General features: G+C 46.5%; 20 protein-coding genes and 1 pseudogene. 13 read left to right on the top strand and 8 right to left on the bottom strand.

Annotated elements, in window-relative coordinates:
• Positions 1-22: 22 nt before the first annotated feature.
• The 7 genes from N288_RS10750 to N288_RS10780 all read left to right on the top strand — a co-directional run bounded on the left by N288_RS10750 (position 23) and on the right by N288_RS10780 (position 7,676).
• A complete protein-coding gene (locus N288_RS10750) occupies positions 23-1,198 on the top strand; it encodes a dihydrolipoamide acetyltransferase family protein (RefSeq protein ID WP_009790880.1) in 1,176 nt (391 codons plus the stop codon).
• Complete coding sequence (locus N288_RS10755; RefSeq protein ID WP_009790881.1) at positions 1,198-2,628, top strand: dihydrolipoyl dehydrogenase family protein; 1,431 nt, start codon at positions 1,198-1,200, stop codon at positions 2,626-2,628. The genes N288_RS10750 and N288_RS10755 overlap by 1 nt, the downstream gene beginning before the upstream one ends.
• Before the next feature lie 101 nt (positions 2,629-2,729).
• Positions 2,730-3,845 (top strand): 4-hydroxyphenylpyruvate dioxygenase, encoded by a 1,116-nt coding sequence (gene hppD, locus N288_RS10760; protein WP_009790882.1) that lies wholly within the window; start codon positions 2,730-2,732, stop codon positions 3,843-3,845.
• Positions 3,846-3,873: 28 nt separating this feature from the next.
• On the top strand, positions 3,874-4,965 hold the full coding sequence (gene hisC, locus N288_RS10765) for a histidinol-phosphate transaminase (RefSeq protein ID WP_009790883.1): 1,092 nt from the start codon (positions 3,874-3,876) through the stop codon (positions 4,963-4,965).
• 2 nt (positions 4,966-4,967) lie between these two features.
• Entirely contained in the window at positions 4,968-5,588 is a 621-nt protein-coding gene (locus tag N288_RS10770) for a flavin reductase family protein (protein WP_009790884.1), read from the top strand.
• A 4-nt stretch (positions 5,589-5,592) separates the two neighbouring features.
• Positions 5,593-6,510 carry a fumarylacetoacetate hydrolase family protein gene (locus tag N288_RS10775; RefSeq protein ID WP_022543819.1) on the top strand — a complete coding sequence of 306 codons (918 nt, stop codon included), beginning with the start codon at positions 5,593-5,595 and terminating at the stop codon, positions 6,508-6,510.
• A gap of 29 nt (positions 6,511-6,539) precedes the next feature.
• The gene (locus tag N288_RS10780; protein ID WP_198018096.1) at positions 6,540-7,676 is read left to right on the top strand and encodes a homogentisate 1,2-dioxygenase; all 1,137 of its coding nucleotides are present in this window, start codon (positions 6,540-6,542) and stop codon (positions 7,674-7,676) included.
• A 428-nt stretch (positions 7,677-8,104) separates the two neighbouring features.
• Here N288_RS10780 and N288_RS10785 read toward each other — a convergent pair whose 3' ends face one another.
• Positions 8,105-8,851 (bottom strand): metallophosphoesterase family protein, encoded by a 747-nt coding sequence (locus N288_RS10785; protein WP_009790888.1) that lies wholly within the window; start codon positions 8,849-8,851, stop codon positions 8,105-8,107.
• 102 nt (positions 8,852-8,953) lie between these two features.
• Positions 8,954-9,805, bottom strand: coding sequence for a DegV family protein (locus tag N288_RS10790; RefSeq protein WP_009790889.1), 852 nt, complete (start codon positions 9,803-9,805; stop codon positions 8,954-8,956).
• A 210-nt stretch (positions 9,806-10,015) separates the two neighbouring features.
• On the opposite strand from N288_RS10790, the gene N288_RS10795 reads away from it, so the two are divergent.
• Genes N288_RS10795 through N288_RS10810 form a run of 4 tightly spaced genes read left to right on the top strand, consistent with a single transcriptional unit; the run spans position 10,016 to position 14,758 of the window.
• Positions 10,016-10,783 (top strand): 3-hydroxyacyl-CoA dehydrogenase, encoded by a 768-nt coding sequence (locus N288_RS10795; protein WP_009790890.1) that lies wholly within the window; start codon positions 10,016-10,018, stop codon positions 10,781-10,783.
• A gap of 43 nt (positions 10,784-10,826) precedes the next feature.
• Entirely contained in the window at positions 10,827-11,978 is a 1,152-nt protein-coding gene (locus N288_RS10800; protein WP_009790891.1) for an acyl-CoA dehydrogenase family protein, read from the top strand.
• A gap of 29 nt (positions 11,979-12,007) precedes the next feature.
• On the top strand, positions 12,008-13,156 hold the full coding sequence (locus tag N288_RS10805; RefSeq protein WP_009790892.1) for a thiolase family protein: 1,149 nt from the start codon (positions 12,008-12,010) through the stop codon (positions 13,154-13,156).
• Between the two features lie 42 nt (positions 13,157-13,198).
• The gene (locus tag N288_RS10810; RefSeq protein WP_009790893.1) at positions 13,199-14,758 is read left to right on the top strand and encodes a fatty acid--CoA ligase; all 1,560 of its coding nucleotides are present in this window, start codon (positions 13,199-13,201) and stop codon (positions 14,756-14,758) included.
• A gap of 30 nt (positions 14,759-14,788) precedes the next feature.
• On the opposite strand, the gene N288_RS10815 is transcribed toward N288_RS10810, so the two are convergent.
• The 4 genes and pseudogenes from N288_RS10815 to N288_RS10830 all read right to left on the bottom strand — a co-directional run bounded on the left by N288_RS10815 (position 14,789) and on the right by N288_RS10830 (position 18,431).
• The gene (locus N288_RS10815) at positions 14,789-15,490 is read right to left on the bottom strand and encodes a DUF421 domain-containing protein (RefSeq protein ID WP_022543820.1); all 702 of its coding nucleotides are present in this window, start codon (positions 15,488-15,490) and stop codon (positions 14,789-14,791) included.
• A 68-nt stretch (positions 15,491-15,558) separates the two neighbouring features.
• Complete coding sequence (locus N288_RS10820) at positions 15,559-16,449, bottom strand: manganese catalase family protein (protein ID WP_009790895.1); 891 nt, start codon at positions 16,447-16,449, stop codon at positions 15,559-15,561.
• Positions 16,450-16,470: 21 nt separating this feature from the next.
• Entirely contained in the window at positions 16,471-16,686 is a 216-nt protein-coding gene (locus N288_RS10825) for a YuzF family protein (protein WP_009790896.1), read from the bottom strand.
• 184 nt (positions 16,687-16,870) lie between these two features.
• Positions 16,871-18,431: pseudogene (locus N288_RS10830) on the bottom strand (ABC-F family ATP-binding cassette domain-containing protein).
• A 244-nt stretch (positions 18,432-18,675) separates the two neighbouring features.
• Here N288_RS10830 and trhO point away from each other — a divergent pair.
• Complete coding sequence (gene trhO, locus N288_RS10835) at positions 18,676-19,641, top strand: oxygen-dependent tRNA uridine(34) hydroxylase TrhO (protein WP_009790899.1); 966 nt, start codon at positions 18,676-18,678, stop codon at positions 19,639-19,641.
• A 61-nt stretch (positions 19,642-19,702) separates the two neighbouring features.
• On the opposite strand, the gene N288_RS10840 is transcribed toward trhO, so the two are convergent.
• Positions 19,703-20,251, bottom strand: a complete 549-nt coding sequence (locus tag N288_RS10840) for a pyridoxamine 5'-phosphate oxidase family protein (RefSeq protein ID WP_022543821.1) — start codon at positions 20,249-20,251, stop codon at positions 19,703-19,705.
• A gap of 106 nt (positions 20,252-20,357) precedes the next feature.
• On the opposite strand from N288_RS10840, the gene pdxR reads away from it, so the two are divergent.
• A complete protein-coding gene (pdxR, locus tag N288_RS10845) occupies positions 20,358-21,734 on the top strand; it encodes a MocR-like pyridoxine biosynthesis transcription factor PdxR (RefSeq protein ID WP_009790901.1) in 1,377 nt (458 codons plus the stop codon).
• Positions 21,735-21,765: 31 nt separating this feature from the next.
• Here the strand turns inward: pdxR and arcA are convergent, their stop codons facing one another.
• A complete protein-coding gene (gene arcA, locus N288_RS10850) occupies positions 21,766-22,995 on the bottom strand; it encodes an arginine deiminase (RefSeq protein WP_009790902.1) in 1,230 nt (409 codons plus the stop codon).
• Positions 22,996-23,277 lie beyond the last annotated feature (282 nt).

Here is a 23,277-nt window from a genome sequence, read left to right on the forward strand (position 1 = left end):
TTTTATCAGGAGGTGTTTTAATATGGAAGTGAAGCTCCATGATATCGGGGAAGGGATGTCAGAAGCAGAAATCAATTGTTTCCTTGTCAAACAAGGTGATTTTGTGCGGGCGGATGAGCCCCTGGTCGAGGTTCAGACCGATAAAATGACAGCAGAAATACCTGCGCCAAGAGCGGGCATAGTCCGTGAGTTTGCGGTAAAGCCAGGGGAGACGGTAGAAGTTGGGGCAGTACTGCTTCTGCTGGAGCCGGAAAACAGCCGCCAAGCAGCAATTGAAGAGGGATCACATGCTGGCAAACAAGCGAAGAGAATCCTCGCATCACCTTACACAAGGAAGCTTGCAAGAGAAAATGATATAAACATAGATGATATTGAAGGATCAGGTCCTGGCGGAAGAGTGGTGGACACCGATATTTTCAGGATGGCCGGACAAGGTGATGTGTCTGCAAGGGAAAAAGAGTCCGGGAAGATAAAAAAAGATGCAGAGAGACCGGTAGCCGCTCATGATTCTGCCATCTCTTACTCCGGACGGCGGAAAATGACTGCCGAGAAGATGGTTCAGTCGCTTTCCCTTATTCCTCATTGCACCCATTTTGAGGATGTGGATGTCACAGAGCTTTCCGTATTCCGGGAAGAGCTCAAAAAGCAGGAAAAGCAAGTGACGATGACAGCTTTTTATATAAAAGCTTTATCAATGGCTCTCAAACGCTTCCCTGTGTTTAACAGCAGGCTTGATGAGAAGGCTGGACTGATCCATTTGCTGCCGGAGCACCATATTGGGGTGGCCGTCAATGCGGAGGATGGCCTTATCGTGCCGGTCATCGGGAATGCGGAGGAAAAGACGATTGCCGAAATCGCAGAGGATCTGCAGAATTTGACCAGGAAGGCGCTGGATGGCAGGCTGTTGGCAAAGGAAACGGCCGGAGGCACTTTCACGGTAAGCAATGTGGGGCCATTGAACGGCAGCACCGGCGCCACCCCGATCATCCTGCACCCGCAGACAAGCATTATTTCCTTGCATAAGACGAAAAAAATGCCGGTGGTCGATAAGGACGATCAGATTGTCATCCGCTCCATCATGAAGCTTTCCATGTCATTTGACCACAGGATAGCAGATGGCGCTGCTGCTGTCGGTTTTACTAACCGTTTTGCGGAACTGATCGAGAATCCCAAACTGATGCTATTGGAGCTGGTGTGATGGTAGTAGGGGAACTGGCTTATGAAAAGGATGTTGTGATCATTGGAGGGGGACCAGGCGGCTACCAGGCAGCCATCAGGGCGGCACAGCTAGGCAGAAAGGTCACGCTGATTGAAAAAGCGGATCTTGGCGGTGTGTGCCTCCATAAGGGGTGCATTCCTTCTAAGCTTTTTGCCGAAGCTGCAGACCGGATCAGGAAGATAAAGGCTGCGGGTGAATACGGCATTGAACTGTCTTTTTCCGCTTTCCAGCTGGAAAAGCTCATGAATGAAAAAGACCGGAAAACAGCACAGCTGAAAAAAGGAGTTGAAGAGCTGTGCAAAAGCAATGAGATTGAGCTGGTGAAAGGCAATGCCTTTTTTCTCTCAGCTGACCGGATGGGCATTGAAAATGGCGAAGCATATCAGGTATTCCGCTTCAAACACTGCCTCATAGCAACCGGAAGCACACCAATTTGGCCACACGATAATTCCCCGCGTTCCGAAAAGCTTTTGGACTGCTGGTCTGTATTTTCCCTGAAAAAGCTTCCTGATGAGCTCATTATTTACGGGAGCGGCTATATCGCCCTGGAAATGGCCATGAGCTTTCAGGCTTTCGGGGCCAGGACATCAATTATGCTGGATCAGGAAAAAGATGATTTTGGATTTGATGCGGCTGTGAATAGGGAGATCGGCAGAATCTTGAAGAAAAATAGAATCAAAGTTTACCGCGGGGCAAAGCTGCTGTCTGTAGAAGAAAGCGGTTCGGGTGTCGAGATTAATTATGAACTGGGCGGAGAAAATAAGCAGCTGAAAGGAAGCTGTTTCTTAACTGCAGCCGGCTTCCGGCCCAATACTGCCAATCTGGGGCTTGATAGAGCGGGAGTGGAAATAGACACAGCGGGATTTATTAAGATAGACCAGCAAGGGAAAACCTCTGTCAGCCATATTTTTGCAGCTGGGGACGTGGCAGACGGACCGCCGCTCGCATCAAAGGCAATCAGACAGGGAAAGGCTGCAGCCGAAACGATTGCCGGTTTGAAAACGGAGGCTGACTTGCGTTTTGCCCCTGTTGTCATCCATACCCAGCCGCCTATTGCTTATGCAGGTCTGACGGAGCAAGAGGCACTGGAAGCGGGTTATAAAATAGACACGGGAATCTTTCCTTTTTCTTCCTTGGGCTATGCAAGTGTGAAGGGGAGCAGGGAAGGAATGGCCAAAGTGATTTTTGAAAAGGAAACAGGCTTTCTTTTAGGCGTTCATATGATAGGAGATGGCGCACAGGAACTGATTTGTGCTGGTGTCTCTTTGCTTGAAATGGCTGCCAGGGAAGAAGATATGCTGTTTCCTGTGTATGCTCATCCAAGTTCAGCAGAAGCCCTGCTGGAAGCGGTGGAATCTCTTAAAGCGAGAAGCATCCATCTGCCTGCTAGGGAAAAAGTGAAAACATAAGAAATGCTTTACAGCAGCAGAGCTTCACACTGCGCTCTTGCCTGAAGGAAAAGAAATATTTTAAGATAAATCTGAAAATTAAAACAGTTGGAGGGATTAGGATGGAACAAAGAACGGTTTCGCCATTACAAAAGGCAGAAGAAATTTTTCCGGTCAAGGAAGTCGACTATCTTGAAATTTATACAGGCAATGCCAAACAGGCCAGCCATTACCTCTGCACATGCTTTGGCTTCAAGCCTGTCGCTTATTCAGGGCTTGAGACAGGAAACAGGGAGACAGTGTCATATGTACTGCAGCAGCGAAAAATCAGGCTGGTAGTGACAGGCTCGCTCACAGAGGAAACAAAGGTGGCTGCTTTTGTGAAGAAGCACGGTGACGGCGTCAAAGATATCGCCCTTGCTGTTGATGATGTTGAAAGTGCTTACAAAGGTGCGGTAGAGCGCGGCGCAATTGAACTGGTTCCGCCATTTGAGCTGGAGGATGACCATGGCAAGCTCAAAAAGGCGGTGATCGGTACATATGGAGATACCATACACACTTTGGTGGAACGGAATCATTATAAGGGTGCCTTTATGCCGGGTTATGAGCCATATGAAACGAAGGCCCCATTCGAGGATGCCGGCTTCATCGGCATCGATCATGTGGTCGGAAATGTGGAAGAAATGGAAGAATGGGTGAACTATTACGCCAATGTCATGGGATTCAAGGAAATGAAGCATTTCACCGATTCTGACATCAGCACAGAATATTCCGCACTCATGTCCAAAGTGATGCATAACGGCGGAAGAATCAAGTTCCCGATTAATGAACCGGCAGAAGGGAAAAGGAAATCGCAGATCCAGGAGTTCCTGGAATTCTATAATGGGGCAGGCGTACAGCATTTGGCCATCCTAACAGAGGATATTGTTCAGACGGTATCTGTCCTCAGAAAAAATGGGGTTGAATTCCTTGATACTCCTTCTTCCTATTATGAGATGCTGTCTGAGAGGGTCGGCCAAATAGACGAAGAGATTGATAAGCTGAAAGAGCTCAGCATTCTGGTAGACAGGGATGATGAAGGCTACCTCTTGCAGATCTTTACAAAGCCGGTCGTCGACAGGCCTACTTTATTCATCGAAATCATCCAGCGCAAAGGAGCAAGAGGGTTTGGCGAAGGCAATTTCAAGGCGCTGTTCGAGTCGATTGAAAGAGAGCAGGAAAGACGCGGAAACCTGTAATTCTTATAAACAGAAAGGGGGTTCTCCTATGGATCGGATTTTAACGAAGGAAAGCATCAGGGGAATCACCCCTTATCCTTTAGGGATAGCTGCAGAAGAATTAAAAGAAAAATACAAGCTTTCCCGCATCAGAAGCCTTGCAGACAATGAAAATGCATACGGCTGCTCAAAGCTAGTCAGTTTAGCCATGAGCAAACAGCCCGGAAACCTCTCCCGCTACCCTGATGGGGCATGTTCAGCGCTCAAACGGACATTGGGCAATTTCCTCAATCTGCCTTCTGCGTATATTTCAATCGGCAACGGTTCCGAGGAACTCATCAGGCTTCTGGCAAGAGCCTATATCAGTGAAGGTGATGAAGCAATCATGGCAGACCTTACCTTTCCCAGGTACAAGGCAAATGTCGTGATTGAAGGCGGAAAGGCTGTCGAAGTCCCGCTTAAAGATGGCTTACACGATCTAGTAGAGATGGGCAGCCGCATGAGCTCCAGAACAAAGATGATCTTTATCTGCAATCCAAACAACCCGACAGGTACAGCTTTATGTAAAGAGGCTATTCAGCAATTCATCGCTGCTGTACCGGCACATATACTTATCGTTCTGGATGAAGCCTATTATGAATATATGAACCATGAAAAAAGGACTGAGGCAGAAAAACTGCTTACCTTCCACGATAATGTTGCAGTATTGCGGACATTTTCAAAAGCATACGGGCTTGCAGGGCTCCGGGCAGGATATGGAATGATGCATCCATCCATCATAGCAGAGCTGGATAAGGTAAGGGAGGTATTCAATGTGAATGCCCTCTCACAGGCCGCAGCCATAGCAGCGCTGGAGGATCAGTATTTTGTCAGGATGAGTGGAGAAAAGAACAGAACGGAAAGAGAAAGAATGCGCGGCCGTATTCAAGAGCTTGGATTCATGTGTTATGCCTCAGAAGCTAACTTTCTTTTCATTCAAGGGGCACTTGCTGAAAAGCTCATGGAATCAGGCATCATCGTCAGGAAATTTACTCATGCAAGCTTTCAGGGAGAGGCTGTCAGATTAACAATCGGTACAGAGGAAGATAATGATGCAGTTCTTGAAGCTATTGGCCAGGCCGTGAGGGGGAGGAGAGTGTAAAAGTGGAAATCCCGGTGTCTTCCCTATCCTGGCAGGAGGGGTACAAAATCCTGTCAGGATCCATTCTTCCCCGTCCCATCGCCTTTGTAACGACCATGGACAACAGCGGCAACGTCAATGCAGCACCATTCAGCTTTTTTACAGCCGTCTGTGCGAACCCCCTGCTTGTATGCTTTTCCCCTATGCGAAAGGGAACAGACGGAAAGAAAAAAGATACACTTCTTAATATTGAAGAAACCGGGGAGTTTGTCATCAATATCGTCAGCAGAAGTATGGCAGAGAAAATGAATATATGTGCAGCGGATTATGCACGTGAAGTAAATGAACTGGAAATGGCGGGGCTGGAGCAGGAAAGAAGCGCTAGTGTGAAGCCGCCGAGAATTAAGCGTTCCCAAGTCCATCTTGAATGCACTCTCCATCAGCTCCTGCACTTTGGAGACGGTCCAGGGTCTGGAAGCCTGGTGATTGGCATGGTTAGGCATGTGCAGGTGAATGATGACCTGTATCATAATGGGAAAATCGACACTGAAAAGCTGGATCCGGTTGGAAGGCTGGCGGGACATATGTATACTGGCCCGCTTGCAGATGTTTTCGAGATTATCAGAAAATCAGATCCGGGGTGATGGAATGAAGTTCATAACCTTTCAAAAACAGGATGGATCGGTCAGGTCCGGCTGGCTGGAGGGCACTGCTGCTGTTGATATGCATGAAGCTTCGAAGGGAATCCTCCCAAAAACATTATTGGCATTTTTAGAAAATCATCCATTTTTCATGGAGCAGATTGAGTCACATCCTGAATGGAAAGAATCGGGCAGCGGTGCTTACCCTTTGGAGGAAGTAACACTGAAGGCTCCGCTTCCATGCCCAAAAAGCTTCCGTGACTTTTATGCTTTTGAGGAGCATGTCAAAACAGCCCGGGAAAACAGGGGCCTGGAAATGGTTAAAGAATGGTATGAGCTGCCGGTATTTTATTTTTCCAACCATCTATCCATAAAAGGGACAGGTGAGCCTATTACTCTGCCTGCGGGCTGCAGCAAGCTGGACTATGAATTGGAAATTGCCTGCATCATCGGCAAAGAAGGCCAAAATATCTCTGCCAAAGAGGCGGACGGATATATTTTTGGATACTGCATCTTAAATGACTGGAGTGCCAGGGATATTCAAAGAAAAGAAATGAAGGTCGGTCTTGGACCGGCAAAAGGAAAGGATTTTGCCACTTCGATCGGCCCTTATATTGTGACAAAAGATGAGCTGGAGAGCTATCGGATGGACAATGGGTATGATTTGGATATGACAGCGAAAGTGAACGGGATCCTGCTGTCAGAAGGAAATCTTAAGGATATCTATTATTCATTCAGTGAAATGATAGAGAGGGCTTCAGAGAATACCACACTTTACCCTGGGGAGCTGATTGGTTCTGGTACAGTAGGGACCGGCTGCATCCTTGAGCTCGGGGAAGATGTTCACCGCTGGCTTAAGCCCGGCGATACGGTAGAGCTGGAAATCACGGGTCTTGGAAAGCTGTTAAATACGATTTCAGACTGAAAGGGGGAGAAGGCTTGTACTACAGGCAAATGGGGAGGATCCCGCACAAACGCCACACGATGTTTAAAAAAGAAGATGGGTCCCTTTTCAGGGAGCAAGTCATGGGAACAAAGGGCTTTTCGGGGACTCAGTCAATTTTGTATCATCATTTTATGCCGACAGAAACAGAAGAGGTATCCCTCTCAGGCAGCTATCTTCCAGAATATGAGGAAATGGCGGCACTTAAACACCGGCATCTTCTGACGGAGAACATCAAGCACGGAGGAAATGCCCTTCAAGCAAGGGAATATCTGCTTGGAAACGATGATCTGCTGATCGCTTATGCTAATATCTCAGAAAATATGCAGGATTATTACCGGAACAGCGATGGAGATGAGATGTACTATATCCATTATGGAAACGGCATGTTTGAAACGATGTTCGGGACAATCAGCTATGGGCCGGGGGACTATATTGTCATTCCGATTGGCACGATTTTCAGGATCATTCCGGAAAAAGACACAAAGGCACTTATTGTTGAATCATTCAGCCAGATTACGACTCCAAAAAGGTACAGAAATGAGTACGGACAGCTGCTTGAGCACAGCCCATTCTGCGAGCGTGATATCCGTGGCCCTGAAAAACTGGAGACCCATACAGAAAGAGGGCCTCATAAGGTAGTCACAAAAACGAGGGGCCATCTTCATGAACATATTCTTGCCCATCATCCTCTTGATGTCGAGGGGTGGGACGGGTATCTATATCCATGGGCCTTCAATATTTCCGATTTTGAGCCGATTACCGGCCGTGTCCACCAGCCGCCGCCAGTCCACCAGACATTTGAAGGGCATAATTTTGTTGTCTGCTCATTCGTCCCGCGATTATATGATTATCATCCGGAAAGCATCCCGGCACCCTATTACCACAGCAATGTGAACAGTGATGAGCTTTTATATTATGTCGAAGGGAATTTCATGAGCCGAAAAGGGATCAAGGAAGGCTCCATCACCCTTCATCCCGGAGGAATCCCGCACGGCCCTCACCCGGGAAAGACAGAGGCAAGCATTGGCAAAAAGGAAACACTGGAGCTGGCTGTTATGATAGATACTTTTAAGCCTTTAAAGGTTGTGAAGAAGGCAAGGAAATATGAAGATGAAAATTATATGTATTCCTGGCTGGAGAAGTGAGGGAAGTGGTGATTTTTTAAAAAATGTACGGACTGTATGCTATATGTGTACAGTCTGTTTTGTTTGAGGATGGGGCTGTTGCTTTGCGTTCCAGGCACTTCGCTTTCCACGGGGCGGCGCTGAGCTTCCTCGTCGCTGCCGCTCCTGCGGAATCTCAGCTTTGCCGCTGCAATCCCGCAGGAGTCTACGTGCCTCCACTCCAAGCAACAGGGTTTTTAAAATTTATGTGCAATAATACGTTGCAAGCTAAGAGTTTCAGTTTCTATTATTTTTCGCAATCCTTACTCTCTTTTTATATCCTTTGGAAACATTATTAAGTTCAACATCCGTACCTTGGTAGTTTTCCCGACTGTTGCCAAGGAGTTCAATATCTACATCCCAACAAATATAAACTTCCCTTAGCTCCAGCAGACATTTCTTTATCCAGCCTAAGCCTTCTGCCTGCCTCTATAAATAGCCTCCCTCAGTTCCAGAGCATAGGGTTCAAGGTTTGGCATGCCCATCTCGCGGGCCATGCTGATTTCTTTTTCAATATCATAAGGAAGGCGGACCATTTCGATTGAAAAAGGGGCCGGCTCTTCCGAAAGATATGTACCATGCAGGATAACAAAAGAGGCTTCCGGCACATCAAGCGGATTGCCGACGCTTCCAGTGTTGAACAGGACCTTTTTGGGATCAATCGGCTCCAGCATAGCAGCATGGATATCTCCATACCCGACTACGTCAGGAATGATTTCCCTTTTATCTTCGTCAATGAAATCGCTTGCCCCGAACATAGCCTCCCGTTCCTCAATCGGGTGGAGCATCGGCACTACCCGGTGGTAAATGCTTTTAGCGGAAGCATGAAAAAGTCTGATATATTTTCCGCTCATCATAAAGTCATGATGAAAAGGAAGGGTACCTAAATAGTCCATTCCTTCCTTGCCGATTTGTTCCTGATGCCATTGAAGATCAGGAAAATCGGCCGGCTTCTGGATAAAGTCATCCCAATTTCCGCGCACAACTACTTCACATTTTTCTTGAACCCGCGCTATCGCTTTCTTTGAATGCGGCCCTTTCCCGACGAGGTCGCCGAGACAAAAGATCCGGTCGATCCTCCGCTCCTCTAAATAACCCAGCACCCGATCGAGTGCGGTGATATTTCCGTGTATATCTGAAATTACTGCAATGCTCATTCGTTCATCTCCCTTTGCTGCATCTCATTCTAATAGTTTCGCTTTTTCCATAAAAAAAACCTCCCAAAACAAGAAGATTCCTGTTCGGAAGGTGCAGTATATTTATTCAAAATGCCAGACGACAGCAACGGTGCCTTCCCCGGCATGCACAGCAATTGTTGAACTGATTTCCCCGATGAAGGTACCCATTTCAGGAAACCTGGTTAAAATCTCTTTTTCAATTTCCTGTGCTTTTTCAAGGACATTGCCATGCATGATCTGTACTTGTTTTATTCTGTGTTTCTCTGCAGATTCTTCAAGAAGCTCTATCATCCGCCGTACGGCTTTTTTCTCCGAACGCACCTTATCAAAAAGCTGAAATTCTCCATTCCGGTCAACGTGGATAATCGGCTTTACTTTTAGTATGCTTCCCAGGAGATACTGAGTCCCGGACATTCTTCCGCCCTTGTAGAATTGGTCAAGATTGCCCAGCAGGATATAATTCTCAAACTGATTGGCTTCAAGCCTTAGTGTTTGGGCAATTTCTTTCCAGTCCGTATCTTGGGATTGAAGCTCGATCCCCTTATTCAGCAGGCCGGTAATGATATAAGACATCATCTTTGAGTCTACTGTTTCAACTGGAAAGCCTGCTATCTCTGCGCCCTGCATGCAGCTGTTCAGGGTGCCGCTCAATTTGGAAGAGATGTGGACAGCGATTGCACAGTCATAATCAGCTTTTAATTTTTCAAACAGCTCGGCGAATTTACCGACAGAAGGCTGTGATGTTTTCGGAACTTCTTTTTCAGCTTTTAGTTTCATATATAAATCATCAGAGGATAAATCGATCCCATCCTCATAGGTGCCCGATGAAAATGCAATGGTAAGAGGCATTACATAAACATCCTGATGCTGCTCAAGCTCCTTGGTGATAAATGCTGTGCTGTCTGTAATCCAAGCAATTCGTTTATTTGTCATTTAACATATCCTTTACAGAAAGATTGTAGTGCTGTTGTAAGCCATTTCATTATACACGAACTTCTCTATGAATGTTTCAAAAGTTTTGTGAACGCCAATGGTAACTTTAAACAAAGGAAATAGCAATATTCTACAGGAAGAAAAAGGAGAATTCAGCAGGTAGCTAGAACTATATATTCAGAATATTCTTTAAAAAGGAGGATTGCCCGAATGCATATGAAAAACATATCAGCTGTTGTAACTGGCGGTGCATCAGGACTGGGCGAGGCTGCAGCAAGAAGGATCATAGAGAAGGGAGGCAGAGTTTGCATTGTTGATATGTCTGGTGACAAGGGCAGCAGCATTCAAAAAGAGCTTGGCAGCAGCTGCCTGTTTGTCAAAGCAGATGTTACAGATGCCCATCAAGCGTCCGAAGCTTTCAACTCAGCCATTGAGAGGTTTGGTAGCATAAACGTATGCATTAACTGCGCAGGCATTGCAGCGGGTCAAAAGGTAATAAGCAAAAGGGGGGTACATGATCTCGAATTATTCTCAAAAGTAATATCAGTCAATTTGATTGGCACCTTCAATATGATCCGGCTGGTTGCAGAAAAGATGAAGAATAATGAACCAGATGAAGGAGGGGAAAGAGGAGTCATTATCAGCACCTCTTCTGTTGCTGCCTTTGAAGGGCAGGTCGGGCAGGCAGCCTACAGTGCTTCCAAAGGAGGCGTGGCAAGCATGACCCTTCCGATTGCCAGGGAACTGGCTGAATACGGCATTAGGGTGATGGCAATTGCCCCTGGCCTGTTTCATACTCCCATGTTTGATTCTTTGCCTGAGGAAGCAAAGTCTGCACTTGGCAAAACGGTCCCGTTTCCCCGCCGTCTTGGCTTTCCAGAGGAATTTGCTTTGCTGGCACAAAGTATAATAGAAAACCCGATGCTCAATGGAGAGACCATCCGGCTTGACGGGGCAATCCGCATGCAGCCGAAGTGAGATATTAATTATTGATGTAAGCGTTTTCTAAGGGGGGAGGAGCATGGTTATAAAAACAGGATTTCTTAAAGAGGAACATCAGATTTTTCAAAAGGCCTTAAAGAAATTTCTGGAGAAGGAAGCCTATCCCTTCTACGGTCAATGGGAGCAAGAGCGGCTTATACCAAGGGATTTCTGGAGGAAGATGGGAGAGCAGGGTTTTCTCTGTCCTGATTTAGATGAAGTATACGGAGGCAGCGGAACTGACTGGGGTTTTTCCGTCATTATAAATGAAGAATTGGAAAGAGTAGGTTCAGGGCTGGTTGGCTTTGGACTGCATAATGATATAGCTGTTCCCTACCTTTCTGAATTTGGTTCTGAGAAACAGAAAAACAGGTGGCTCCCCAAATGTGCTTCCGGTGACATTATTACAGCGATTGCGATGACAGAACCTGGTGCAGGTTCCGATCTTGCAGGGATCAGTACGACAGCCGTTGACGAAGGTGATTATTATCTTCTCCACGGGCAAAAAACATTCATCACAAATGGGATGCACGCCGATCTGGTTATTGTCGCCTGCAAAACAGATCCTCAAGCGGTCCCCAAACATAAGGGAATCAGCCTGCTTGCGGTAGAAAGGGGATGCAAGGGTTTTTCGAGGGGGAGAAAACTGGATAAAATCGGCCTTCATTCTCAGGATACGGCTGAGCTAATCTTTGAAGACTGTCTTGTTCCTAAAGAAAATCTGATTGGAGAAGAAGGGCAAGGGTTTCAATATATGATGAAAAAGCTGCAGCAGGAAAGGCTTGTAGTTGCCATTGCTGCACAAGCTGCTTCTGAAGTCATGCTGGAGCTTACATTATCTTATGTGAAAAGCAGGGAGGCCTTCGGCAGACCGGTCGGAAATTTCCAGAACACCCAATTTAAAATGGCAGAAATGGCCACTGATATCGAGATGGGAAGAAGCTTCCTCGACACCTTGAATAAGGAGCATGTGGAAGGCAAGGATATCACGCAAAAAGTTTCTATGGCTAAATGGAAGCTGACTGATAATGCCAGAAGGATAGCAGCTGAATGCCTTCAGCTTCATGGCGGCTATGGATATATGGAAGAGTATGAGATTGCAAGAAGGTACAGGGATATTCCGGTTGCGAGCATTTATGCCGGTACCAATGAAATCATGAAATCCATCATAGCCAAAGGGCTTGGCCTTTAGGAATATGCTGATAGAAAGGAGATTGGCCGATGAGGGAAGCTGTTATTGCTGAAGCTGTGCGGACGCCGATAGGAAAGAAGAATGGCGTACTGAAGAATATAAGGCCAGATGAGCTTGCAGCTTTCATATTGAAAGAGCTGACTGAGAGGGCGGGCCTCAATCCTTCTTTAGTTGATGATGTCATCATGGGCTGTGTCAGCCAAACCGGTGAGCAGGCAGGTGATATAGCGAGGATTGCCTCTTTGATTGCCGGATTTCCTGTTGAGGTACCTGGTGTATCCATTGACAGGCAATGCGGTTCAAGCCAGCAGGCAGTCCATTTTGCAGCGCAAGCAATACTCGCGGGGGATATGGATATCGTCATAGCCGGCGGAGTGGAGAGCATGTCCCGTGTTCCAATTGGCAGCAGCTTTCAGGGAGCCAAATTAAGTGAAAATCTTAAAAGGAAGCATGAGATGATCCACCAGGGCCTTTCAGCAGAGAGAATCGCAGAAAAATACGGATTCTCCAGGCAGCAGCTTGATGAATATTCTCTTGAAAGCCACGAGAAAGCGCTGAAAGCACAGGCAGAGGGCAAATTCCAAAGTGAGATTGCCCCAATTAAGGCGCTGCAGGATGATGGGACAATGTTTATTGCATCAGAGGATTCCGGACCGCGGAAGGACACATCACTTGAGCTGCTGGGAACCTTGAAGCCGGCATTCATGGAGAATGGCAGGATCCATGCAGGCAATTCCAGCCAGATAAGCGACGGGGCAGCTGCCCTTTTGATCATGTCAAGGGAGAAGGCAGAGAGTCTTGGGCTTCGTCCGAGATTCCGTATCCTTACAAGAACGGTGGTAGGATCAGAATCGACCCTAATGCTGACAGGGCCGATTCCGGCAACGGAAAAGGCGCTGCAAAAAGCAGGGCTCTCAATCGGGGATATTGATATATTTGAAGTGAATGAAGCCTTTGCTTCAGTGCCTCTTGCGTGGCTGAAGGAGACTGGAGCCGATCCGGCTAAGCTGAATCCAAACGGCGGAGCCATTGCACTCGGCCACCCGCTCGGCGCAAGCGGCGCAAGGATCATGACAGGGCTGATCTATGAACTGGAAAGGACAGGAGGGAGGTACGGGCTGCAGACAATGTGCGAAGGCTATGGAATGGCAAATGCGACCATCATAGAACGCTTGTGACAGACTGGTAAGGTGCTGATAAATATATTCAGGAGGTACGCCATGACAGTGACGATAGGAAGGATTTTAGATCTTGCTGTAATGAAATTTCCGGCAAAAGAGGCAGTGTACGATGTCAGGAAGAACAGGCGATACACTTATAGTGAATGGAATCTGCGCATCAACCGGGTCGCACATGCGCTCGCTGCTGAAGGTGTCAGCAAGGGGGACAGGGTTTCTGTTTTTTTATATAACACAGAGGAATTGGCGGCAGTCTTTTTCGCCTGTGCTAAAATCGGGGCCGTTTTCAATCCAATCAATTTCCGCCTTCAGGCTGAAGAAGCAGCATATATCCTTAGAGATGCCAGCCCGAAGGTTCTAATTTACGAAGAGGCACTTGAACCAGTGGTTTCCGCTCTTGAAGGACAATTTCCTGCAACAGCTTTCTGGTATATTGATGAGGAGCCGCCTTCCTATGCGGCCTCATTTGATGAAAAAGTCTCGCAAGCCTCTGACAGCCCGGTTTTTGCTGATGTCAGTGAAGATGATGATTATGCGATCATGTATACAAGCGGAACGACCGGCCGGCCTAAAGGAGTCATTCATACACACAGGCATATGGCTGAACAGAGCTTGACGGTTATTGCAGCGACAAAGCTTGAACCCTCTGACAAAGGGCTGGTCACTGCACCGATGTTTCATTGTGCAGAGCTGCATTGCGCCTTTCTTCCCCGCGTCCATGTAGGGGCTGGAAATATCATCCTCCATCAATTCAACCCGAAAAAGGTGCTGCAGCTGATAGAGGAGGAGGGAATCACTAAGTTTTTCGCTGCTCCGACTATGTGGAATATGATATTGCAGGAAGATCTTATGGCTTACTGCCTGGACAGCCTGAAACTTGGCTTGTACGGGGCTGCGCCGATGGCCCCGGCACTTGTTAAGCTGTGCAGGGAGAAGCTTGGTATCTTATTGGTCCAGGCTTACGGAATGACAGAGATGGGACCGGCCATCACATTCCTTTCTGAGCATGATCAGCTTTCAAAAGCAGGCTCTGCCGGCCAGGCATGCCTGAATCATGAGATCAGGATTGTCAGGCCGAACGATAACGGGCCATCAAATCCCGAAGATATCCTTCCTGCAGGGGAAGCAGGAGAAATCATTGTCAAAGGTCCCAGCATGATGAAGGGATATTACAATATGAAAGAAACAACAGAAAAAGCATTATATAAAGGATGGTACCATTCAGGGGACATCGGTGCTTTAGATGAAGATGGCTACCTATGGGTAAGGGACAGGGTGGATGACATGATCATCAGCGGCGGCGAGAATATCTACCCGAGGGAAATTGAGGATGTCCTGTTTGAACATAGCGGAGTCCTGGACGCAGCAGTCATCGGCCAGCCGGATGACAGGTGGGGAGAGACTGTGACGGCATTCGTTGTTAAAAAAGATCCTTCTGTATCAGAGGAAGAATTGGACAGCTGGTGCAAGGAAAGCAGCAGGCTTGCCAATTATAAGCGGCCGAGAAAATACATTTTCTGTGAAAGCCTGCCGCGGAACGCGAGCGGAAAACTGCAGAAATTTGTGTTGAGGAGTGAACTGTCCCAATCAGCACAATCGTGAAAATAGGAGCTGCCTGTAAAAAGGCAGCTCCTATTTTTCCTGTCTGCGGTGATCCTTGATCGTTAGTTTGCCTTTTCCTCTTTTGTTTACAATCAGGGTCTTTGTCTTTTCATTTACAAAAGCATAGAGGATGTCTTTAGCTGAAAGGCTGTTCTCATCCAGTTTTTTTGTCAGCCAATCTTTTGAAAGATGCAGAAGCTTTAAATTTCTGAGCTGAATCTTTCCGTCGACTATGACAGAAACAGGCAGGCCTTCATCTTCAATATTAATGTTGAGATGCTCGACAGTAACAGGGGTATTTTCCGTCTTGGGAATTACGCTGATTTCCCCGATTGGTTCCAGTACAGCATACTCAACATCAGAAACTTTGGGAAATCCTTTGCTCCGCAGGATCGATAAAACCTGTGAGACTGACAAATGCGCTTTTTCAAGCTGATCTTCAATGATTTCACCATCCTTAATCAGGATAGATGGCTCTCCCAGAAAGAATTTGTTCCCAATCTGGTTTAAGGTTAAGTAAGAAAAACAGATATGAAGCACAACCAGGATGGCCAGGGAGCCAATGGTAGGCCAAAATTCTGTGCTGATCAAGGGTTCGGATGCGACAGTGCCGACAATGATAATGGCGACAAGGTCATAGGGTGTCATCTGTACAATGGAAGACTTCCCCATCAGCCGCATGATTGCAATAGTTACAAGGTATAATACCAGAATTTTTATAAACAGAAACAATCTGACCTCTCCCAACGCTAAAAAAGGATAGTGTCAGTTTTCCCGGTTATAATCCATTTAAGTCTTTTTTAAAGTCCCTCCAGCAGCCGTTTGGCGATCCTTTCATAATCATCTTTTGTAATGCCAGGTGCAAATTCTTCCGGGAGCTCATCAAGATCAGGTACCGGGCCGCCTTCAGGCGTACCGTAAATGACTTTCAGCGGCTCGCCGTTTTCCGGATTTGTCCCTTTCCAAATCTGGCCTATTCCCTTAAAATCCGTGTCACTCCATGTATAAAGAACATTGCTGAGCCCTTTTTCTTCAAACTTCCGCGCTGCATCAAATCGGGAGTTGCTTAAGTCGGGAATGGGCAGCATCTTTGTTAAGTCGACGCCAGTCGCGATATCGAGCGCTTTTGCGTAGGCTAATATGTGTGTACCTCCCCTGACCAGAAGATAGCCGATCATTTCCCTTGCAACAGGGTGATCTGTCATCTCATAAACGCGCATTTTATGTGTCCTGGCACCGACTTCCAGGAAAAAATTATGAAGAAGATCCAGCACCAGATTGCCGCTGCTGAACACATTGTCCCCGGTCCATGCCCTTCCCATTGAGTCGCCGGGAAGGCCAGTCTGGGCAGAGGCTATAAAATGATAAGTGTTTCGTGCATCCTTCCCGTTCTGAAGCGGTGCAATATCCGGATCACCAGGAAAGGTATTTCCTTTCGAGAGCAGATTGATTGCATTTGTCACCAGTTCCACATGGCCAAACTCTTCTGCGGTTATGCTGGCGACCAGATCGTAGAATGGCTTCAGCTTCTTTTTACTCCTGAAGTTGAAGGATTGGAACATATAGTTATTGAGAGTAGACATTTCGCCAAACTTGCCTCCAAGCAGTTCCTGGACGGCAGCTGCAGCATTCATGTCACCGTGAGAAGGCTCAGGGAGTTCAATTGCCAGCCTGTTTATTCTCTTGAACATATTTTTCCCTCCACTGGGTTGTTAGCCTGGAAAAATCCAGACAATCTGCTGAATGCGGATATAGAATGGTGTCCTGGCAGACTCGACTACCAGGTGGTCCGGCAGGGCATTAATCAAGACGCCCCTTACAGATCCATGAGTGGTCTGCACTGTTACAGAATCACCTATTAAAGTAAGGGCGGCCTGGTATACATAAGGATCGAAGCTTGAATTAAAAGAAACTGCTGTTCCGTCCATCTTTTCAGCTCCTTTTCGCCAAAATCTATCATAAGCCTATGAGCGTGAAGGAAGTTTCAGAATATGTCCATGAAAGAAGGACAGGCGGATGGAGTTACCTTTGGCAGCCGCCGTGTGGGAAAATAAAAGGGAGTGGAAGGAGTTAATAAAAAACCCCCATGCTTTCACAGCAGGGGGGGAATGTTTATGCCTGATTCATTTTTTGGGACCATTCTTCAACGTCCCAGGTCTTAGTTACCCAGTCTTTATAAAAGTCTGGCTCATGGCATACAAGCACAACAGTGCCTTTATAAGCTTTCAGCGCACGCTTCAGCTCTTCTTTTGCTGCAATATCCAGGTGGTTTGTCGGCTCATCGAATAAGAGCCAATTGCTTTCATTCATCAGGAGCTTGCAAAGGCGGACCTTCGCCTGCTCGCCTCCGCTCAATTGTTTCAGCGGGCGGGAAATATGTTCATTTTTCAATCCGCATCTTGCCAATGAGGCGCGGACCTGGTGCTGGTCGAGGCTTGGGAACTCGCTCCATACATCATCGATCGGAGTGATGTTGCCCGCTTTTACTTCTTGTTCAAAATAAGAAGGGAATAAGAAGTCTCCGCGCTCGATTTTGCCGCTGAGAGGGGAAATCTTGCCAAGCATTGTTTTTCAGCAGCGTCGACTTCCCGACTCCATTGCAGCCCACGATCGCAATTTTTTCTCCCCGTTCAACTGTCATATTCAGTTTTGGAAGGAGCGGCTCGGAATAACCGATCTCAAAATCCTTCCCTTCGAACACGTACCTGCTGCTGCTTCTGGACTCTTTGAACTCGAATGTTGGCTTAACAGCAGTTTCAGGACGATCAATCCGTTCCATCCGGTCAAGCTGCTTTTGGCGGCTTTTTGCACGGCCTGTTGTTGAATAGCGGGCTTTATTTTTAGAAATGAAATCTTCCTGCTTTTTAATGAATTCCTGCTGTTTTTCATAGGCATTGATATGCTGGTTTTTATTGATCTCAGCAAGCTCAAGGAATTTATCATAACTCGCGGTATATCTGCTGAGCTTTGAAAATTCCAGGTGGAAAATGACATTTGATACAGAATTCATAAATTCTGTATCATGGGAAATCAGCATGAATGCATAAGGATATTCCTTCAGGTAGCCGGTAAGCCAGCGGATGTGTTCAACATCCAGATAGTTGGTCGGCTCATCAAGCAAAAGGACCTGAGGCTGCTCCAGGAGAAGCTTGGCCAGAAGAACCTTTGTATGCTGTCCGCCGCTCAGTGCAGCAACGTCACGCTCAAGTCCGATTGCATCCAGGCCAAGGCCGCGTGCTGCTTCCTCAATCTTGATATCAAGGGAATAGAACCCGCCGGCATCGAGACGGTCCTGGATTTCACCCATTTGCTCAAGGAGCTCTTCAAGCTCTTCAGGAGTGGCATCAGCCATTTTTGCTGTCACTTCATTCAGGGCTTTTTCCTGCTCGAATAATGGAAGGAAAGCATCCTTCAGCACATCGCGCATTGTCCTGCCCGGAGTAGGAATTGTATGCTGGTCCAAATAGCCGTAATGCACATTGGGAGTCCACTCCACTTTACCGCTGTCGTGGATCAGCTGATTGGTTATAATGTTCATAAGAGTCGATTTCCCGACTCCGTTTGCGCCTACAAGGCCAACATGGTCTTCCTGGAGAAGACGGAAGGATACATCTTTGAATAAAGTTCTATCAGCAAAAGTATGGCTTAAATGATCTACAGTTAATAAACTCATCGTTTATATTCCTCGCTTTGCATGTCTAATCCATTATTTCATCATACTAAAAAACAATAGCGAAAACCAGGTGTTTTGGATTCCAATTACCATTAGAAGCAGCCCATTTATTACGGGTTACGGGAAACAATGTTTTTGACACCCTTTATTTGGCTGTTATAATGGAATAGGTTTAAAAAATCCGGTAAGGGGCTGCCTGCCGGAACAGAATCTTGCATACGGTCTGGAAAGGAAAGAAAAAATCATGGATACACAATCATATAGAATTTTGCTTTATTACAAATATGTTCATATAGAAGATCCTGCGGCACAAAGAGAAGAACACTTGAATTTCTGCAACGGCATCGGCCTTAAGGGACGTGTGCTGATCTCTGAAGAGGGCATCAACGGCACCGTGTCAGGCACGGTTGAGCAGACACAGGCCTATATCGACATGATGGACAATCATCCATTATTCAAAGGTACAGTGTTCAAGATTGATGAGGCAGAAGGGCATGCATTCAGAAAAATGCGCGTCAGAGTCAGAAAAGAACTTGTGAACCTGAGCCTTGAAGATGATGTCGATCCATTAAAGCTGACAGGGACACATTTAGAACCAAAAGAGTTTTTTGAAAAGATGCAGGACCCGGATACTGTCGTCCTCGATGCGAGAAATGACTATGAATACGACCTTGGACATTTCAAGGGGGCAATTAAGCCGGATATCCAAAATTTCCGTGAGCTTCCTGAATGGATCAAGGAAAACAAAGATAAGTTTGAGGGCAAGAAGATTCTTACCTATTGTACTGGAGGCGTCCGCTGCGAAAAGTTCTCCGGGTGGCTTCTTAAAGAAGGATTTGAGGATGTCGGCCAGCTGCATGGGGGCATCGTAACGTACGGTAAAGATCCTGAGGTGCGCGGCAAGCTGTGGGATGGCCAATGCTATGTGTTCGATGACCGGATCAGTGTTCCTGTCAACCAGGAGGAGCATGTCATCGTCGGCCGTGACTATTACACAGGCGAGCCTTGCGAAAGATATGTAAGGTGCGCAAACCCCGAATGCAATAAGCAAATCCTGAGCTCTGAAGAAAATGAGCATAAATATCTGCGGAGCTGCAGCCATGATTGCCGGGTGCACCCTCGCAACCGCTATATCAGCGAACATGGCCTTTCAGAAGAAGAAGTGGCTAAGAGAATGAAGAAACTTGAAGAAGAAGCTGTTCAATCTTGATAAAATGACGTGCAGGAGGCTGCACGTCATTTTTATATTAAAAATTGGGCCAAACTGTTCTTCACTTAAGATCGGCAGCTGCTGTTTTGCCTGGATAGTACTTTCTTTCTTCTTCGGCAAAATTACCTTTTGCTGTTATAGCATCAGGACAGATTTTTATAACTGCTGTCCTGCTTCCTAGCGAAGAACGGTATTTATCTACATGGGCTTTTGGCAGCGGTGCCTGGAAGTAGCCGGGTACATACTTGTCGAGCATGTTCTGCATAACCATAGTTGCTTCATCTATATCGGATAGCACAAATGCTTTTCCAAATATCATGACACTCATATAAGCTGTATCTGTTTTTGCGGGGACGGGGTCGGTAAGTGTGCCGAAATCTTCGCTTACCGTAAAGCAGACATGCGGATTGTTTAGCAGCAGCTCCATTTTCCTTCCTTCAGAAGCTCCATGAAAATAGATACAATCATCCTGCCAAATAAAATTAAGAGGCACCACATAAGGGTAAGAACTGTCATTGAGTCCAAGATATCCTGTTCTGGCCCCCTTAAGGAAGGTGCTGATTTTCTCCGGACCTTTGACTTCAAGCATTGATTGGCGCATTGGAAACATTTACTCCACTCCTTAGGAATTTGTGATATATTCAGATTAATGTAAATGTGACCGCCTTAAAAGTGACAGATTTATAATATCTTAAGGGGACAGATGGGAGTGCCGCATGACGCCGTTTTTAGACAGGGAAAGCCAGATGCCTTTATATGTTCAGCTATATCAGTATATCAAGTCGGAAATCGAGTCAGGAAAAATAAAGCCAGGGGAAAAGCTTCCTTCCATCCGCAGGTTTTCCCAATTTCTGGACGTAAGCAAAAATACAGTGGAAGAGGCGTATCAGCAGCTGTTGGCAGAAGGCTATGCCGAAAGCAGGCCGAAGAGCGGGATCATTGTAAACAAATTAGATGAATTTCCATTGAAGCAGGAGAAAGAACAATTGCCTGTTATATTAAAAGCAGAGCTGGAAAAACCCAAGATAGATTTCCAATATGGCCATATTGATGCAGTAGCTTTTCCAGCCAGAAGATGGAAAAACGCCCTGTCTGAAGCAGCCTTTGATCTCTCTCTTTTGCAATATGGAGACAAGCAAGGCCAATTTTCCCTAAGGAGAGAGCTGACAGGGTATTTGTACAGATCCAGGGGTATAGAGTGCACTCCAGAACAAATCATCATCACCTCAGGAACCCAAAACAGCATTTCAGTGATTATGAGCATACTCGAGCTTCGCGGAGAAGTGATAGCGATGGAAAATCCAGGCTATGACGGGGTGGGAAAAGTGCTGCTGCATCAAGGGGGAATAGTAGAGCCAGTCACTGTGGAGGAAGATGGAATCAGTGTTGAAGAGCTTGCAGAAAAGAGGGCGAAGGCGGTTTATGTGACACCTTCCCATCAATTTCCGCTGGGTATGGTCCTTTCAATCAATAAACGGCTGAAACTGCTGAAGTGGGCTGCGGAAACTGGCGGTTATATTGTGGAGGATGATTATGACAGCGAGTTCAGATATCAGGGACAGCCGATTCCGCCGCTTAAAAGTCTGGATCCTAATGATCGCGTCATTTACCTTGGAACTCTTTCCAAATCCTTTCTTCCTGCTGCCCGTCTGAGCTATATTGTTTTGCCGCCGGCCCTTATGGCTGGCTATAAAAGGGACTTCAGCCTGTACAGCCAGCCAGTCTCTCCCATTATCCAAGAAGCTGCAGCACGTTTTATGAAGGAAGGGGACTTTGACCAGCATATCCGGAAAATGCGAGTCCTTTATCAGGCAAAGCATAAAGTACTGCTGGAGTCGGTAAGTTCTATGATGGAACATAAAGCCGCTGTGATTGGGCAAAAGGCAGGGCTTCATATCCTCATAAAGCTGGAAGGGAGGAAGAGTGAAGAGCTGGCTGCCAAGGCTGCCAAAAAAGGCGTAAAAGTGTATCCCGCGAACCAGTATTGGGCAGGTGGAGAAGGTGATGACTTGATAATGCTGGGGTTTGGAGGACTTTCTCCCGAAGAAATAGCTGAAGGAATTAAGCTTCTTAGCGAGGCTTGGATTGATTAAACAGCAAAAGAAAAGGGCCATCCAGGCCCTTTTATAGTTCTTCTCTGACAATCGGCATGCTCATACAGCGAGGTCCGCCTCTGCCGCGCGAAAGTTCAGAGCTCATGATTTCGAGGACCTCGATGCCATTTTGCCTCATCATATCATTGGAAACATAATTACGGTCATAGGTAACCACTACTCCAGGGGCAATTGCCAGGGTATTGGAGCCGTCATTCCATTGCTCCCTGGCTGCTGCAATGACATCTCCGCCTCCGCAAGGCAAGAGGACCAGCTCAGGAAGGTTCAGGACTTCTTTAAGTGTTTCTACAAGGCTGTCCTTTTCGGTAATTTTCAGATCACCAGAGTTCCCCTGCTCCAGAATATATATCTTCATTTTCCCATCGGTAGATTCAATTGCAGGGTGGTAGGTGAATTTATCATGGTCAATCATGGTGAACACAGTATCCAGATGCATGAATGCCCGTGATTTAGGGATTTCGACAGCTACTACCTTCTTTATATCCTCCTGGCGGGCAAATAATTCCCTTGCCAGCTTTTCAATTCCCTGGGCAGATGTCCTGGCACTGACACCAATGGCAGCGACTTCCCTGCTCAGCACCAGCTCGTCTCCGCCTTCGAGTGTATAATGTTCATCCCGATTAAAGAAAACAGGGATATCATGCTCTTTGAAGCGGGGGTGATGCTTGATGATATAATCCATGAAAATGGATTCCCGTCTTCTGGCCGGTTCATTCATATTGTTAATGGTTATACCTTTGCCGATGACTGCTGCAGGATCTCTTGTGAAATATAAATTTGGCATCGGATCAAGGAAGAATGGGTAAGAATCCGCCATGATTTCATGAAGGTGCACTTTTTCTTTTAAATCAATTTCATTCTTCCGTACCCCGGCCATTACTTTCCTCACTAGTTCATCTGCCGGCAGTGAATTCAAATATTCAGAGACTGCCTCAAAAGAGCCATTTACATTCGACTGGCTTTCCATCAGGATCTGTTCTGTGAACCGGCTGTGGATTTCAGGCTGTGCAAGCGTTTCTGTCATCAGCTTATCAAGATAAAGCACTTCAATGCCCCGATTGCTTAGAACTCCTGCAAAATAATCATGTTCCTTTTGAATCGCCGGCAAATAGGGGATATCATCAAATAACAGCCTTTTTAAGTATTGAGGGGTAAGGTTTTCTACCTCCTTGCCGGGCCTGTGCAGAAGGACCGACTTCAACTCTCCTATTTCCGAAGTAACATGTAACGGATGCTTCATTTAAATAACCTCCAAATATGTATACGAGCCAGTTTGGCTGATTTCATGTGTACTGTTCATTTTCCTTTAAAGTAATGTGAGTAAACTAATCAATTTTTTGTATGATTATTCAGAAGGTGATGAGCGATTGGCCAATGAAACCACAAAACCACGGCGCCTTTTGGTACCCGCAGCAGCAAAGATTGATAGTTAAGAGGGCGCCGCTGCGCTATTTATAGGACTTTCTCAGTATTTACCAAAAAAAATATGTAAATTCTTGTTTATTTTTCTAATTCTCTATAT

This window comes from Bacillus infantis NRRL B-14911 (assembly GCF_000473245.1).
GTDB classification, from domain to species: Bacteria; Bacillota; Bacilli; order Bacillales; family Cytobacillaceae; genus Bacillus_AB; species Bacillus_AB infantis.

Excerpts from the sequence above, each read along its gene's own strand:
- N288_RS10775 (WP_022543819.1), top strand. The coding sequence starts at position 5,593 with ATGAAGTTCATAACCTTTCAAAAACAGGATGGATCGGTCAGGTCCGGC.
- arcA (WP_009790902.1), bottom strand. The coding sequence starts at position 22,995 with ATGAAGCATCCGTTACATGTTACTTCGGAAATAGGAGAGTTGAAGTCG.
- pdxR (WP_009790901.1), top strand. The coding sequence starts at position 20,358 with ATGACGCCGTTTTTAGACAGGGAAAGCCAGATGCCTTTATATGTTCAG.
- N288_RS10820 (WP_009790895.1), bottom strand. The coding sequence starts at position 16,449 with ATGTTCAAGAGAATAAACAGGCTGGCAATTGAACTCCCTGAGCCTTCT.
- N288_RS10750 (WP_009790880.1), top strand. The coding sequence starts at position 23 with ATGGAAGTGAAGCTCCATGATATCGGGGAAGGGATGTCAGAAGCAGAA.
- N288_RS10755 (WP_009790881.1), top strand. The coding sequence starts at position 1,198 with ATGGTAGTAGGGGAACTGGCTTATGAAAAGGATGTTGTGATCATTGGA.
- N288_RS10840 (WP_022543821.1), bottom strand. The coding sequence starts at position 20,251 with ATGTTTCCAATGCGCCAATCAATGCTTGAAGTCAAAGGTCCGGAGAAA.
- hisC (WP_009790883.1), top strand. The coding sequence starts at position 3,874 with ATGGATCGGATTTTAACGAAGGAAAGCATCAGGGGAATCACCCCTTAT.
- N288_RS10800 (WP_009790891.1), top strand. The coding sequence starts at position 10,827 with ATGGTTATAAAAACAGGATTTCTTAAAGAGGAACATCAGATTTTTCAA.
- hppD (WP_009790882.1), top strand. The coding sequence starts at position 2,730 with ATGGAACAAAGAACGGTTTCGCCATTACAAAAGGCAGAAGAAATTTTT.
- N288_RS10805 (WP_009790892.1), top strand. The coding sequence starts at position 12,008 with ATGAGGGAAGCTGTTATTGCTGAAGCTGTGCGGACGCCGATAGGAAAG.
- N288_RS10785 (WP_009790888.1), bottom strand. The coding sequence starts at position 8,851 with ATGAGCATTGCAGTAATTTCAGATATACACGGAAATATCACCGCACTC.
- N288_RS10790 (WP_009790889.1), bottom strand. The coding sequence starts at position 9,805 with ATGACAAATAAACGAATTGCTTGGATTACAGACAGCACAGCATTTATC.
- N288_RS10780 (WP_198018096.1), top strand. The coding sequence starts at position 6,540 with ATGGGGAGGATCCCGCACAAACGCCACACGATGTTTAAAAAAGAAGAT.
- N288_RS10825 (WP_009790896.1), bottom strand. The coding sequence starts at position 16,686 with ATGGACGGAACAGCAGTTTCTTTTAATTCAAGCTTCGATCCTTATGTA.
- N288_RS10795 (WP_009790890.1), top strand. The coding sequence starts at position 10,016 with ATGCATATGAAAAACATATCAGCTGTTGTAACTGGCGGTGCATCAGGA.
- N288_RS10810 (WP_009790893.1), top strand. The coding sequence starts at position 13,199 with ATGACAGTGACGATAGGAAGGATTTTAGATCTTGCTGTAATGAAATTT.
- trhO (WP_009790899.1), top strand. The coding sequence starts at position 18,676 with ATGGATACACAATCATATAGAATTTTGCTTTATTACAAATATGTTCAT.